The organism is Streptomyces sp. KR80 (assembly GCF_052245555.1).
Lineage (GTDB): Bacteria > Actinomycetota > Actinomycetes > Streptomycetales > Streptomycetaceae > Streptomyces.
Window position 1 is genome coordinate 279287 of record NZ_JBQQCD010000002.1, and the last position, 14196, is coordinate 293482.

General features: G+C 70.6%; 13 protein-coding genes. 1 reads left to right on the plus strand and 12 read right to left on the minus strand.

Annotated elements, in window-relative coordinates:
* From secD to pgsA, 12 genes are all read right to left on the minus strand, one after another.
* A complete protein-coding gene (gene secD / locus ACTWQI_RS04220; RefSeq protein ID WP_443267552.1) occupies nt 1–1776 on the minus strand; it encodes a protein translocase subunit SecD in 1776 nt (591 codons plus the stop codon).
* A gap of 180 nt (nt 1777–1956) precedes the next feature.
* Nucleotides 1957–2481: a preprotein translocase subunit YajC gene (gene yajC, locus ACTWQI_RS04225; protein WP_443267554.1), complete on the minus strand. Its 525-nt coding sequence runs from the start codon at nt 2479–2481 to the stop codon at nt 1957–1959.
* Nucleotides 2482–2655: 174 nt separating this feature from the next.
* Complete coding sequence (ruvB, locus tag ACTWQI_RS04230; protein ID WP_443267556.1) at nt 2656–3762, minus strand: Holliday junction branch migration DNA helicase RuvB; 1107 nt, start codon at nt 3760–3762, stop codon at nt 2656–2658.
* A 178-nt stretch (nt 3763–3940) separates the two neighbouring features.
* Nucleotides 3941–4570: a Holliday junction branch migration protein RuvA gene (ruvA, locus tag ACTWQI_RS04235; RefSeq protein WP_443267558.1), complete on the minus strand. Its 630-nt coding sequence runs from the start codon at nt 4568–4570 to the stop codon at nt 3941–3943.
* Nucleotides 4567–5145, minus strand: coding sequence for a crossover junction endodeoxyribonuclease RuvC (gene ruvC / locus ACTWQI_RS04240; protein WP_443267560.1), 579 nt, complete (start codon nt 5143–5145; stop codon nt 4567–4569). Before ruvC ends, ruvA begins: the two co-directional genes overlap by 4 nt.
* 295 nt (nt 5146–5440) lie before the next feature.
* Complete coding sequence (locus ACTWQI_RS04245) at nt 5441–6193, minus strand: YebC/PmpR family DNA-binding transcriptional regulator (RefSeq protein WP_443267562.1); 753 nt, start codon at nt 6191–6193, stop codon at nt 5441–5443.
* 191 nt (nt 6194–6384) lie between these two features.
* A complete protein-coding gene (pdxT, locus tag ACTWQI_RS04250) occupies nt 6385–6972 on the minus strand; it encodes a pyridoxal 5'-phosphate synthase glutaminase subunit PdxT (RefSeq protein WP_443267564.1) in 588 nt (195 codons plus the stop codon).
* Nucleotides 6973–7094: 122 nt separating this feature from the next.
* A complete protein-coding gene (gene pdxS / locus ACTWQI_RS04255; RefSeq protein ID WP_443267566.1) occupies nt 7095–8024 on the minus strand; it encodes a pyridoxal 5'-phosphate synthase lyase subunit PdxS in 930 nt (309 codons plus the stop codon).
* 190 nt (nt 8025–8214) lie between these two features.
* Nucleotides 8215–8757 carry a hypothetical protein gene (locus ACTWQI_RS04260; RefSeq protein WP_443267569.1) on the minus strand — a complete coding sequence of 181 codons (543 nt, stop codon included), beginning with the start codon at nt 8755–8757 and terminating at the stop codon, nt 8215–8217.
* Between the two features lie 111 nt (nt 8758–8868).
* Nucleotides 8869–10029, minus strand: coding sequence for a glycosyltransferase family 4 protein (locus ACTWQI_RS04265; RefSeq protein ID WP_443267571.1), 1161 nt, complete (start codon nt 10027–10029; stop codon nt 8869–8871).
* 15 nt (nt 10030–10044) lie between these two features.
* Nucleotides 10045–10977 carry a phosphatidylinositol mannoside acyltransferase gene (locus ACTWQI_RS04270; protein WP_443267910.1) on the minus strand — a complete coding sequence of 311 codons (933 nt, stop codon included), beginning with the start codon at nt 10975–10977 and terminating at the stop codon, nt 10045–10047.
* Nucleotides 10977–11636: a phosphatidylinositol phosphate synthase gene (pgsA, locus tag ACTWQI_RS04275; RefSeq protein ID WP_443267913.1), complete on the minus strand. Its 660-nt coding sequence runs from the start codon at nt 11634–11636 to the stop codon at nt 10977–10979. Before pgsA ends, ACTWQI_RS04270 begins: the two co-directional genes overlap by 1 nt.
* Nucleotides 11637–11824: 188 nt before the next feature.
* On the opposite strand from pgsA, the gene ACTWQI_RS04280 reads away from it, so the two are divergent.
* The gene (locus ACTWQI_RS04280) at nt 11825–14035 is read left to right on the plus strand and encodes an elongation factor G-like protein EF-G2 (protein WP_443267573.1); all 2211 of its coding nucleotides are present in this window, start codon (nt 11825–11827) and stop codon (nt 14033–14035) included.
* Nucleotides 14036–14196 lie beyond the last annotated feature (161 nt).

Here is a 14196-nt window from a genome sequence, read left to right on the forward strand (position 1 = left end):
TCACGCCTCCTTCGGGTCGGTCGGAACGATGGGGGCGCGGTTGCGGCTGCGGCGCAGCGGCGGCTTGGCGCCCAGACGCTTGGGGTCCAGGCCGGACCAGGGATGGCCGCTGCCGAAGAACTTCCGCCGGGCGAGGATCGTCATCAGCGGCTTGGTGAAGAGGAAGACCACGACCACGTCGAGCAGCGTGGTGAGGCCGAGGGTGAAGGCGAAGCCCTGCACCTTGCCGACCGTGACGACGAACAGCACGGCGGCAGCGAGGAACGACACGAAGTCGGACACCAGGATGGTGCGCCGGGCCCGCGGCCAGCCGCGCTCGACGGCCGGGCGGAGCGTACGGCCCTCACGGATCTCGTCGCGGATGCGCTCGAAGTACACGATGAACGAGTCGGCGGTGATACCGATCGCGACGATCGCACCGCAGACGGCCGGCAGGTTCAGCGCGAAGCCGATACCGGGGCCGAGGAGCGTCATGATCGTGTAGGTGAGGATTGCGGAGGCCACCAGGCTGAGGATGGCGACGAAGGCCAGGCCGCGGTAGTAGATCACCAGGTAGAGGACGACCAGCGCGAGGCCGATGGCGCCGGCGATGAGACCGGCGTGCAGCTGGTCGCCGCCAAGCGCCGCCGAGACGGTCGTGACGCTGGACTCGTCGAAGGTCAGCGGCAGTGCACCGTAGGAGAGGACGTTGGCCAGGTCTGAGGCGGTCTGCTGAGTGAAGCCGCCGGAGATCTGGGCGTTGCCACCGGTGATGGCTGTGGAAACGGTCGGCGCGGAGACGGACTGGCCGTCCATGACGATGGCGAACCGGTTGGGCTGCTGGGTGGCGATGCGCCCGGTGATCTCCCCGAACTTCTTGGCGCCCGTCTCGTCGAACTTCAGCGTCACGATCCAGCCCTCGCCCCGCTGCCCGGGGTCGAACTGGGCCTGCGCGCCGGTCACCTGGGTGCCCTCGAGCTCCATGGGGCCGAGGACGTACTTCTCCTGACCCTTGTCGTCGCACGCCACGATGGTGTCGGTGGGCTTCGTGCCCTCAGCGGCCTTGGCGCGCGCCTCCTTCGTGGAGCAGTCCAGAGTCGCGAACTTCTTCTGCAAGTCCGGCGGGATCTTGGCCGCGGGTGCGGGGTTCGGGGCAGGCGGTTGGGTCGGCTGGCCGACCGGGGCGGAAGGAGGCGCGTTCGGCGACGGCGACTCGTCGGCCTTCAGTGCGTCGGTGAGAGCACGGCCCTGCGTGGTCGGGCTCGAGGACGGCGAGGCCGACGACGTGCCCTCCTCGGGCTTGCCGTTCTCCGCCTTCTCCTCACTGCCCGCCTGGTCCTTGTCCTGGCCGGTCGAGGGGCTCGGCTTCGGCTGGGGCGCGGTGGTGGGAGCGCCCGCGACAAGCACCGGGCGGAAGTACAGCTGGGCGGTCGTGCCCACCTGCTCCCGTGCCTGTGCCGAGTTCGTCCCCCTGGGGATGTTGACGATGATGTTCTCTTCGCCCTGGGTCTGAACCTCGGCCTCGGAGACACCCAGACCGTTCACCCGCCGCTCGATGATGCTGACGGCGGTGTTCATGTTGGTCGGGTTGATCGCGCTCTTCTCGCCGGGCTCGCTCTTCGCCGTGAGCGTGATGCTCGTGCCGCCGGCGAGGTCGATGCCCAGTCGCGGCGTGGTGTGCCCCGAGAAGAACATTCCCGCCGTGAGCGCCACCATGGCGATCAGGATCAGTACCAGGGCGCGCCCCGGCCTGCCCTGGGCCCCCGAGGGCCTCCGCCCCTTCTTCGGTCCTGCCACCTTCTCGTTTCTCCCTGTCCAACCGCCCCCGCATCCGGTTGTACGCGGGCGGCCACGAAGTGTTGTGGGGACGTGCCCCGCCGGAGCCTAGACCGTCCGCGGACCGCGGTGCGCGCCCGGGCGCGTGTCGCTTGGTCGAGCGAACACGGCCGCGGGGCGCTGCGCGGTCCGCTGGAGGGGCTACTTGTCGGCGTCGCCGTCCTTCTTTGCGTCCTTGGCCTCGGCCTTGACGTCCCCGGCGTCGGCCTCGGCCTCGGCGTCGGCAGTCTCGGCGGCTGGTTCGCCATCGGACTTGCCGAGGTCGATGCGCGGCGTGTCGCCCTCGGCGGGAGCCTCCGGCGTGTCCGGCGCGTCGTCCTGGACCAGCGAGGACGCGTCGTCCGGAACGACCGGGCCGTCGACCTTGAGATCGCCCTCGGGCTCGATGCCGTGAACGATGCGGTTGTACTCGGCGTCATCGAGGACGGCGCCGACGGCGTTCTTGGCGTAGATGGCGTGGACGCCCGGAGCCACCTCGAGGAGGACCGTGTCGTGGCCGACCTCCTTGACGGTGGCGTACATGCCGCCGATGGTGCGGACGCCGGTGCCCGGCTGCATCTGCTCGCGCATCTGCATGGCCTGGCGCTGCTTGTTCTTCGCGGACCGGGTCATCAGGACCATGGCCCCGATCAGCACGATGAACGGAAGGAGGGTAACGATATTCACGGGCCGGAAATCCTTCACACGACCGCTCATGCTGCGGCCTGGTATTCGGGGGTGGGCACACCGTCCAGCAAAGACGGCATCGGCGGAGTCTAAGCGAGTCCGCGCCTAGGGAACAACGCCCAGCATGGCACCCGGGTTCCTGAACCCGCGAGTTTCCGCGCCGTCACGGAGGGGTCACGCTCCGAAGAGGCCCTGCTGCCCGGGACCGCCACCGCCGTGCTGCGGAGGTGTGAGTCCCAGATGTACCCAGGCCGCCGGGGTGGCGATCCGCCCCCGGGGCGTACGGGCCAGCAGCCCCTCCCGTACGAGGAAGGGCTCGGCCACCTCCTCCACCGTCTCCCGCTCCTCCCCTACCGCCACCGCGAGGGTGGACAGCCCCACCGGGCCGCCGCCGAAGAGCCTCAGCAGGGCGTCGAGAACGGCACGGTCGAGGCGGTCCAGGCCGCGGGCGTCGACTTCGTAGACCCCGAGGGCCGCGGCCGCGATCTCACGGGTGATGATGCCGTCCGCCTTGACCTGGGCGTAATCCCGGACCCGGCGCAGCAGCCGGTTGGCGATCCGGGGGGTGCCGCGGGAGCGGCCGGCGATCTCGGCGGCGCCGTCCGGCTCTATGGCCACATCCAGCAGACGGGCGGAGCGATGAATGACGCGCTCCAGCTCGGACGGTTCGTAGAACTCCATGTGACCGGTGAAGCCGAACCGGTCGCGCAGCGGGGGCGGCAGCAGTCCCACCCGGGTAGTGGCACCGACCAGCGTGAAGGGCGGCAGCTCGAGCGGGATGGCGGTGGCCCCCGGGCCCTTGCCGACGATGACGTCGACCCGGAAGTCCTCCATCGCCATGTAGAGCATCTCCTCCGCGGGACGGGACATCCGGTGGATCTCGTCGAGGAAGAGCACTTCTCCCTCGGTGAGGGAGGAGAGGATCGCGGCGAGGTCGCCCGCATGCTGGATGGCCGGCCCGGAGGTGATGCGGATCGGCGCGCCCATCTCCGCCGCAATGATCATGGAGAGAGTGGTCTTGCCGAGCCCCGGGGCTCCCGAGAGCAGCACATGGTCGGCGGTCCCGCCGCGCCGGCGCGCTGCACGCAGCACGAGGTCGAGCTGCTCCCGCACCCGCTCCTGTCCGACGAATTCGGCCAGGTCCTTGGGCCGCAGCGCGGCCTCGACGGCCTGGTCCTCGCCGTCGGCGGCGGCGCCCACCAGCCGTTCGGCCCCAGCCTGGCCGGCAGCGTCGGACAGGCCGTTCGTGGTCGCGGGTGCGGACTCGTCGTCCCAGTTCACTACGGATGTGCCTCATGGGTCGTGGCGGCAGGACCGCCGGCGTGGGTGTTCGTGCGCGGGCGGACGGCCTGCGCTGCCGACCGCTGCCCGTCATCGTGCCGCAGGGCACTGACACCGGTCACGGTGCACTCTCGGTCGGCGGCCCGGCGACCGCCCGCCCGGCCCGGCGCGCGACGGCTCATCGCGCCCGGTTCAAGGTCTGCAGTGCGGCGCGCAGCAGCTGCGGTACGGGTGGGGGTGCGCCCTCGGCGGTGGCGGCCTCGGCTTGCGGGGCGACGGCGGAGACCGCCTCGTCGGCCTCGCGTGTGGCATATCCGAGGCCGATCAGAGCGGCGTGCAGCTGATCCCGCCAGGAGGCCGTAACGCCGCTGCCGACGCCCTGGGCGGCCGCGCCATGACGGCCGACCGGTTCGCCGAGCCGGTCCTTGAGCTCCAGCAGGAGCCGCTGGGCGCCCTTTTTGCCGATGCCGGGCACGGCCGTGAGCGCCTTCTCGTCGCCCTGGGCGATGGCCAGTCGCAGCGCGTCCGGGGAGTGCACGGCGAGCATCGCCTGGGCGAGCCGCGGACCCACGCCACTGGCGGTCTGCAGCAGCTCGAAGACCTGGCGCTCGTCGTCGTCGGCGAAGCCATACAGGGTGAGCGAGTCCTCGCGTACGACGAGCGAGGTGGCGAGCCTGGCCTGCTGCCCGACGCGGAGCCCGGACAGCGTGTCCGGAGTGCACTGAACGGCAATGCCGACGCCGCCGACTTCGACGACCGCCAGGTCTGGAGCGAGGGCGGCGACCGGGCCGCTGACGAAGGCGATCACTGTGTCTCACCGCGATCGGATCGGGCGCCCTTCGGGACCGCAGCGATGGGCGGAGCGGGGGTGCGACGCGCGGCGGCGTGTGCCTGCTGGAGGCGGTTGACCGCCGGGGCGCGCCAGATGTGGCAGATGGCGAGCGCGAGCGCATCGGCCGCGTCCGCGGGCTTCGGCGGCGCGTCGAGCCGCAGCAGCCGGGTGACCATCGCCCCCACTTGCGCCTTGTCGGCCCGGCCGCTGCCGGTGACGGCGGCCTTGACCTCACTGGGCGTGTGCAGCGCGACGGGCAGTCCGCGCCGGGAGGCGCACAGTATCGCGACTGCGCTGGCCTGTGCGGTGCCCATCACCGTACGGATGTTGTGCTGGCTGAACACCCGCTCCACCGCCACGTACTCGGGCCGGTGCTCGTCGAGCCACCGCTCGATGCCGGACTCGATGAGCAGCAGGCGCGCCCCGATGTCGGCGTCGGCCGGGGTCCGTACGACGCCGACGCCGAGCATCCGCAGACTGCGCCCCGCGACACCGTCGACGACGCCGATGCCGCACCGGGTCAGCCCCGGGTCCACCCCGAGCACGCGCATCAACGCCCCGCCCCTTTCTGCGGCTAAGCCGCCGCCCGCTCTCGCGGAGGTGGTTGATCGCCATCGGGGTTCCTCAATTGATGGTTGCGGTCCACAGGCGACGATCTCCGACTGTCATGGGCAGGCTATCGGGTGCCACCGACAACGCCGGACGGGCCGACGGGTGTGTCCCGTCGGCCCGTACACTCGCTGCGCAACCACCGGCAGCGCGCTTACCGCAACCATCAATTGAGCAATCCCCGCGGCGATCAACCAGGTCCGCGAGAGCAGGCGCCGGCTTAGGCGCAAAGAGCTATCAGGCTTCGACCTTCTCCATGATGTCGTCGGCGACATCGAAGTTGGCGAAGACGTTCTGGACGTCGTCGCTGTCCTCGAGTGCGTCGATCAACTTGAAGATCTTGCGCGCGCCCTCCTCGTCGAGCTCGACCTGCATGGTCGGCACGAAGTTGGCGTCGGCGGAGTCGTAGTCGATGCCCGCGTCCTGGAGCGCGGTGCGCACCGCGACCAGGTCGGTCGCCTCGCTGATCACCTCGAAGTTCTCGTCGAGGTCGTTGACCTCCTCCGCGCCCGCGTCCAGGACCGCGGCAAGGACGTCGTCCTCCGTCAGCTCACCCTTGGGGACGATCACCACGCCCTTGCGGTTGAAGAGGTAGGAGACGGAGCCCGGGTCGGCCATGGAACCGCCGTTACGGGTCATGGCGACGCGTACGTCGGAGGCGGCGCGGTTGCGGTTGTCGGTGAGGCACTCGACGAGCACCGCGACGCCGTTCGGGCCGTAGCCCTCGTACATGATCGTCTCGTAGTCGGCGCCGCCGGCCTCGAGGCCCGCACCGCGCTTGACCGCGCTGTCGATGTTCTTGTTGGGCACGGAGCTCTTCTTGGCCTTCTGGATGGCGTCGAAGAGGGTCGGGTTGCCGTCCGGGTCGGAGCCACCCATGCGCGCGGCGACCTCGATGTTCTTGATCAGCTTCGCGAAGAGCTTGCCGCGCTTGGCGTCGATCACGGCCTTCTTGTGCTTCGTCGTAGCCCATTTAGAGTGGCCGGACATCCGCCTGTCTCCTTCACGTAACCACTTGGTCGAGCGAACTCCTGTGATCCTACCGGGATACGCTCAGGACCTTTTCCTGCTGCCCTTGCCGCACCGCTCGCCCATCGACCGAGTCCCCCAGCTAACGCTGGGTGGGGGTACCCCCAGCACCCCGCACCGCCCTCCCGTCGCCCACCACCCTCAACCGGGTGCTACGCACGCTGCACCATCTCCACGAAGAACCGGTGCACCCGGTGGTCGCCCGTCAGCTCCGGGTGGAAGGACGTGGCAAGGACGTCGCCCTGCCGGACGGCCACGATGTGCCCCTGGTGGGTGGCCAGCACATCCACCTCTCCGCCGACGGATTCGACCCACGGAGCACGGATGAAGACGCCCTCCACCGGGCCGCTCCCGATGCCCGCGATGTCGACCGCCGCCTCGAAGGACTCGTTCTGCCGCCCGAACGCGTTCCGGCGCACGATCATGTCGATCCCGCCGACGGTTTCCTGGTCGTCCCGGCCGTCCAGGATCTTGTCCGCGACCATGATCATGCCGGCGCACGTTCCGTAGGTGGGCAGCCCCGCTCGTACCCGCTCGCGCAGCGGCTCCAGCAGGCCGAAGGTGATCGCCAGCTTCGACATGGTGGTCGACTCGCCGCCGGGGATCACCAGGCCGTCGATCTCGGCGAGCTCCTCGGCGCGGCGGACCGGACGGGCGACGGCGTCGGCCGCGGCGAGCGCAACGAGGTGTTCGCGTACGTCGCCCTGCAGGGCGAGGACGCCGATGACTGGGGTGGACACGGTGGGGACCTCTCAGCACAAACGATGCACGAACGATCGGGGGCGGTGCTACGGCCGGTGGACGGCCCGCGGTCTTCGCGGGCCGCCCACCGTGGGAGTCGGAAAGACTGCTGACCAGCCGATCACCAACCGCGGTTGGCGTAGCGCTCCGCCTCGGGGAGGGTGTCGCAGTTGATGCCCACCATGGCCTCCCCCAGATTGCGGGACGCGTCCGCGATGACCTTGGGGTCGTCGTAGAAGGTGGTGGCCCGGACGATCGCGGCGGCGCGCTTGGCGGGGTCGCCGGACTTGAAGATGCCGGAGCCGACGAAGACGCCCTCAGCGCCGAGCTGACGCATCAGCGCCGCGTCGGCCGGGGTGGCGACACCGCCCGCGGAGAACAGCACGACTGGCAGCTTGCCCAGCTCCGCGACCTCCTTGACCAGCTCGTACGGGGCGCGCAGCTCCTTGGCGGCGGCGTACAGCTCGTTGTGGTCGAGGGTGGTCAGACGGCCGATCTCCTGCTTGATCTGGCGCAGGTGCCGGACGGCCTCGACGACGTTGCCCGTGCCGGCCTCGCCCTTGGAGCGGATCATCGCCGCACCCTCGGCGATCCGGCGCAGCGCCTCGCCCAGGTTGGTCGCGCCGCAGACGAAGGGGGTGGTGAAGGCCCACTTGTCGCTGTGGTTGACCTCGTCGGCCGGGGTGAGGACCTCGGACTCGTCGATGTAGTCGACACCGAGCGCCTGGAGGACCTGGGCCTCGACGAAGTGACCGATCCGGGACTTGGCCATGACCGGAATCGAGACCGCGTTGATGATGCCCTCGATCATGTCCGGGTCGGACATCCGGGCCACGCCGCCGTCCTTGCGGATGTCCGCGGGCACCCGCTCGAGGGCCATGACCGCCACCGCGCCGGCGTCCTCGGCGATCTTCGCCTGCTCCGGGGTGACGACGTCCATGATCACGCCGCCCTTGAGCTGCTCGGCCATGCCGCGCTTGACGCGCGCGGTGCCGGTCTCGGGAGTCCCGCTGGAAGCGTTGACAGGCGTGCTGGTGGGCGTGCTGGACACGGTTTGACCTCACTCGATGACGAAAGTGCGATGAGCCCATCGTAGGCCCGTTCGATACCCGTTCCTGACCGGCCATCCGGTCCAGGTGGGCCGCCGCACTGCTACACGACAGACAAAACCCCGCATCGCGGCCTGACGACAAGGGCCAATCGTTCCCCGGTGGCCCGCCGGCGGAAGGTGCGTCGGGGCATCACGCCATGCGGTCCGTCAGCGCGGCCGGTGGCTCGTCGTCCATCTCGAACGCGAGCGGGAACGGCGCGTGTCCGGCGAGCCGGAACCAGCGCACCTTCCGGTGGCGCCGCAAGGCCCGCGCCGCCCGCACCGTGTCGTTGTGGAACCGCCGCGCCATCGGAACGCGGCGTACGGCCGCCCCCAGCTCCGCCACCGCGTCCTCGCCGCCCGGCGCCTCCCGCACCGCCTCGACCTGAGGAGCTTCGGCGAACACGGCCCTCAGCGCCTGGCTGAGCTCGCTCTCCGCGACCTCCCGTTGCTCCTCCTCCGCCTGGCGCGCTGCGTGCGCCGCCTCGTACAGCACGATGGACGCGGCCGGGTCGAGAACACCGGAGGTGGCCAGCTCCTGGGCGACCGAGGCGCGCCGCAGCAGCTGCGCGTCGAGCGCGGCCCGGGCGGCGTCGATACGAGCGTGCAGCCGGTCGAGGCGCCCGGCCGTCCAGCTCAGGTACAGGGCGATCGCGACGAGGGCCACCGCGATCCAGATGAGTGTCGAGGTCACGGGCGGCAAGGCTACCGTCGCTTGCCGTGGATACCGCCCGGGGCCCTCGCACGCCGTGCAGGTTGCGGACGGTTCGGCACCAGCCCAGTCGGCGAACCGGTCCGGAAGGCCTCAGTCCCGGACCAGACCGAGGCGGGCCAGCACGCCGGTGCGCTCGTCGGCGGCCACCGAGGCCGCACCGTCGGTCACGGTCTCGTAGACGGCGAGGATGTCCGCCCCGACCGTCGACCAGTCGAAGCGCCGTACATGCCGGTTGCCCCGCTGACGCAGTTCCGCTCGCCGGTCCGGGTCGCCGAGCAACCGCACCACGGCCGCCGCCAACGCATTGGCGTCCCCGCAGCCGAACAGCTCCCCGGCCTCTCCCCCGTCCAGCACCTGGGCGAAGGCGTCCAGGTCGCTGGCGACCACCGGGGCCCCCGCCGACATCGCCTCGACCAGGATGATGCCGAAGGACTCACCCCCGGTGTTGGGCGCCACGTAGACGTCCACACTGCGCAGCAGCCGGGCCTTGTCCTCGTCGCTGACCATGCCGAGGAACTCGACGCGCTCGCGCATCTCGGCCGGCAGTCCGGCGACGGCCTCCTTCTCGTCGCCGCGCCCGGCGACCAGCAGCCGGGCCTCCGGGTGTTTCGCGAGGATCGCGGGGAGCGCCTTCATCAGCACGGGCAGCCCCTTGCGCGGTTCGTCGATGCGCCCGATGAAGCCGATGGTGCTGCCCTGCCACTCCGGCTTGGGCTCCGCCACGGCGAAGAAGCCGACGTCCACGCCGTTGGGGATGACCACCGCGTCACCGCCGAGGTGTTCCACCAGAGTGCGCCGCGCGTATTCGCTGACCGCGATCCGCGCACTGAGCTTCTCCAGCGCGGCCTGCAGAATCGCGTACGCGGCGATCATCGCGCGGGAGCGCGGGTTGGAGGTGTGGAACGTCGCGACGATCGGGCCCTGAGCGGCCCAGCAGGAGAGCAGGGCGAGGGACGGTGAGGTCGGCTCGTGGATGTGCAGCACGTCGAAGTCGCCGTCATGCAGCCAGCGCCATACCCGGGTGGCGGACAGGAAGCCGAAGTTGAGCCGGGCGACCGAGCCGTTGTACGGCACCGGCACGGCCCTGCCCGCCGAGACGACATACGGCGGCAGCGGCGTGTCGTCGTCCGCCGGGGCCAGTACGGACACCTGGTGGCCTCGCCGGATCAGATGCTCGGCCAGGTCCCGGATGTGGAACTGGACGCCTCCGGGGACGTCCCACGAGTACGGGCAGACGATCCCGATCCGCACGGCTTCTCCGTTCCTTCAGCTCTCGGCCGAACCGCCGTCGAGGTCGTCGGGGCGCGGCTCGAGGTCCTTCAGCCACAGCCGCTGCAGCATGTGCCAGTCCTGCGGGTGGTCCGCGATGCCCGCCCCGAAGACGTCCGCGAGCGTCTGGGTCATCGCTGCGGTCTTCTCGGCCCGGGTGCCGGTCCGAGGGACCTCGATCGGCGGATGGATCCGCCCCCGCATGACCGGCGAATCGTCGTACCAGAGGGTGACCGGGAGCAGCAGAGCGCCGGTCTGCTGGGCGAGCAGGGACGGGCCTGCGGGCATCCGCGCGGTTTCGCCGAAGAAGGACACCTCGACGCCGGAGGCCGACAGATCGCGGTCGGCGACCAGGCAGACCAGGCCGCCGTCACGCAGTCGGCGCGCCAGCGTGGCGAAGGCGGTGCCGCCGGTGTGCGGGAGGACCTCCATGCCCAGGCCCTCGCGGTAGGCGACGAACCGGTCGTAGAGCGTTTCGGGCTTGAGCCGCTGGGCGACCGTGGTGAACGGCACGCCGAGCTTGGTGGTGACCCAGGCCCCGGCGAGATCCCAGTTCGCGAGGTGAGGGAGGGCGAGTATCACTCCACTGCCCTGCGCCAGGCCCTTCTCCAGCAGGTGGATGTCCTTGATGTCGCAGCCGCCCGCGATCCGCTCCGCGCTCCACGCCGGCAACCGGAAGGACTCCATCCAGTAGCGCAGGTAGGACCGCATGCCCGCGCGGGACAGCTCCCGCAGGCGCTCCGGCGAGGCGTCGGGCACCACCCGTGCCAGATTGGCCTCCAGCTGCAGCACGCCCTTGCCGCGCTGTCGCCACGTGATGTCGGCGATCTGCTGCCCGAGCCGTACCGCGAGAGGCTCGGGCAGGTGCTTGACCGTGCTCCAGCCGAGCCCGTACAGCCCGTCGCTGATCTGGTGCGCGATCCGGTGCATCATGTCGCCTCGCTCCCCTGCGCCGTGGCGGCATCCGCATCGGCCGCCTCCCGGCGTACGGTGACCATACGCTGGCCGAGCGTCACCAGACTCCCGACGGCGACGATCCACAGGGCGATCGGCAGGAGGATGTCGATGTGCGGAACGCCGAACTTGTGCAGCCCGGCGAGGCCCGCCGCGACCAACGAAATGACCAGCCGCTCGGCCCGTTCCACCAGTCCGTTCACCTTCACCGGCAGTCCGATGCTCTCACCCCGGGCCTTGGTGTACGACACCACCTGGCCGCTGGCCAGGCAGAAGATGGTGACCGCACAGAGCACCACGCTGTCGCCGCCGCCCGCGTACCAGAGGGCCAGACCGCCGAAGATCGCCGCGTCCGCCACCCGGTCGAGCGTGGAGTCGAGGAACGCGCCCCACCGGCTCGACCGGCCCAACTGCCGGGCCATGTTCCCGTCCACCAGGTCCGAGAACACGAACAGGGTGATCACCACGGTGCCCCAGAACAGCTCGCCCTGGGGGAAGAAGATCAGCGCACCCGCCGTGACACCGGCGGTCCCGGCCAGGGTGACCGCGTCGGGACTCACCCCGAGGCGCAGCAGCAGAGCGGCGAACGGTGTGAGGACACGCGTGAAGAACGCACGCGCGTACTTGTTCAGCATGGCCTTCCCGGAGTCTGTGGCGGTGCCGGGCGGCCCTTGCAGCCGCCGGCGCCGACCCATCGTAGTCAGGACAGAGTCGCCCGCGGGGCGGGCACCCGTGGCGTCGCGGAGTACGACGTATGGACGCAGTGTGACAGGGGTGGAAAGCTCGAAGGACCGCAACAGGTGCAGACCGGGAGGCGAGGCACATGGGCGACAGGAATAATGCACACCCCGGGGCCGCCGGCAGGGCAGCGACGGCCGACCGGCCCTCATCCCTGCGGAACGTGGTGCTGGTCGGCCACACCGGATCGGGAAAGACCACCCTGGTAGAAGCGCTCGCTCTCGCGGCGGGTGCAGTGAACCGGGCCGGCCGGGTCGAGGACGGGACGGCCCTCTCCGACTACGACGAGATCGAACACCGGCAGCAACGCTCGGTACAGCTCTCCCTCGTTCCGGTGGAATGGGGCGGAGTCAAAGTGAATCTCCTGGACACCCCCGGATACGCCGACTTCGTCGGGGAGTTGAGGGCCGGTCTGCGAGCAGCGGATGCGGCCCTCTTCGTCGTCTCGGCGGCGGACGGCGTGGACGGCTCGACGCGGATGGTCTGGGAGGAGTGCGCCGCGGTGGGCATGCCGCGCGCGATCGTGGTGACGCATCTGGAGTCCGCGCGCGCCTCCTTCGAGGAGATGACGGCGATCTGCCAGCGGGTCTTCGGGGGCGACGACCCGGACGCGGTACTTCCGCTCTATCTGCCGCTGCACGGCGACGAAGGCCCGGACGGGCACGCTCCGGTCGCCGGTCTCATCGGGCTGCTCTCCCAGCGGATCTTCGACTACTCCTCGGGGGCACGGGTGGAGAGGGAGCCCGAGGGCGAGCACCTTCCGCTGATCGAGGAGGCCCGTAACCGGCTCATCGAGGGAATCATCGCCGAGAGCGAGGACGAGACCCTCATGGACCGCTACCTCGGCGGCGAGGACGTCGACATCAAGACCCTGATCGAGGACCTGGAACGGGCCGTCGCGCGGGGCACGTTCCACCCGGTGCTGGCCGCCGCACCCGCGGCCGAGGGCAGCAAACAGGGTCTCGGCACCGTGGAGTTGCTGGATCTGATCAGCGGCGGCTTCCCGACCCCGCTCGAGCGGGAGATGCCGACGGTCACCACCCCGAAGGGGGCGCCACGACCACCGTTGACCTGCGACCCCGACGGGCCGCTGGCCGCCGAGGTGGTCAAGACCTCCTCGGACCCGTATGTCGGCCGGATCAGCCTGGTGCGGGTGTTCTCCGGGACACTGCACCCCGACGAGACGGTGCACGTCTCGGGACACGGGCTGGAGGACCGGGGCCACGAGGACCACGACGTCGACGAGCGGATCGGCGCGCTGTCCGCTCCGTTCGGCAAGCAGCAGCGGGTGCTGCCCAAGGCCATCGCGGGCGACCTGGCCTGTGTGGCCAAGCTGACCCGCGCGGAGACCGGCGACACGCTGTCCGCCAAGGACGATCCGCTGCTGATGGAGCCGTGGGTGATGCCCGACCCGCTACTGCCGATGGCGATCCAGGCGCACAGCAAGGCGGACGAGGACAAGCTCTCGCAGGGCCTGTCCCGGCTGGTGGCCGAGGACCCGACGATGCGGCTCGAGCAGAACCAGGACACCCATCAGGTGGTGCTGTGGTGTCTGGGCGAGGCGCATGTGGACGTGGTGCTGGAGCGGCTCCGCAGCCGTTACGGCGTGCAGGTCGACGCCGTACCGCACAAGGTGTCGCTGCGCGAGACCTTCGGTGAGAAGGCCGCGGCGCGCGGACGGCATGTGAAACAGTCCGGCGGGCACGGGCAGTTCGCGATCTGCGACATCGAGGTGGAGCCGCTGCCCGGCGGCTCCGGGATCGAGTTCGTCGACAAGGTCGTCGGCGGGGCGGTGCCCCGGCAGTTCATCCCCTCGGTCGAGAAGGGGGTCCGGGCGCAGGCCGCCAAGGGCGTCTCCACCGGGAATCCACTGGTCGACGTGCGGGTGACGCTGCTCGACGGCAAGGCACACTCGGTGGACTCCTCCGACGCCGCGTTCCAGACGGCGGGCGCGCTGGCCCTGCGCGAGGCGGCGGCCAAGTGCCTGATCCATCTGCTGGAGCCGTACGCAGAGGTGCAGGTGCTGGTCTCGGACGAGTACGTCGGGCCGGTCATGAGCGATCTGTCCGGGCGGCGCGGCAGGGTCGTCGGCACCGAACAGGCCGGGCCGGGGCGCACGCTCGTACGAGCCGAGGTCCCGGAAATCGAGATCGGCCGGTACGCGGTGGACCTGCGGTCTCTGTCGCACGGCACGGGGCGGTTCAACCGCCACTATGTCCGGCACGAGCCCATGCCCCCGCAGATCGCGGCAAAGGTCCGCGAACAGGCCCAGTCTGGGGGCACGCCCCCTCGCTAGCGCTGGGGGACCCCCACCCTGGGGGCACCTCCCAGCGGTAGCTGGGGGAGGTAGTCCCCCTGAGCCCCAAGGGCCCGGGGGTGCCCCCAGGGGGAGCGTAGTTCCGCCACCGCCCGCCGCAACTGCCGTGCGGCGGGCGGTTCTACGCCGATACGCTGAGA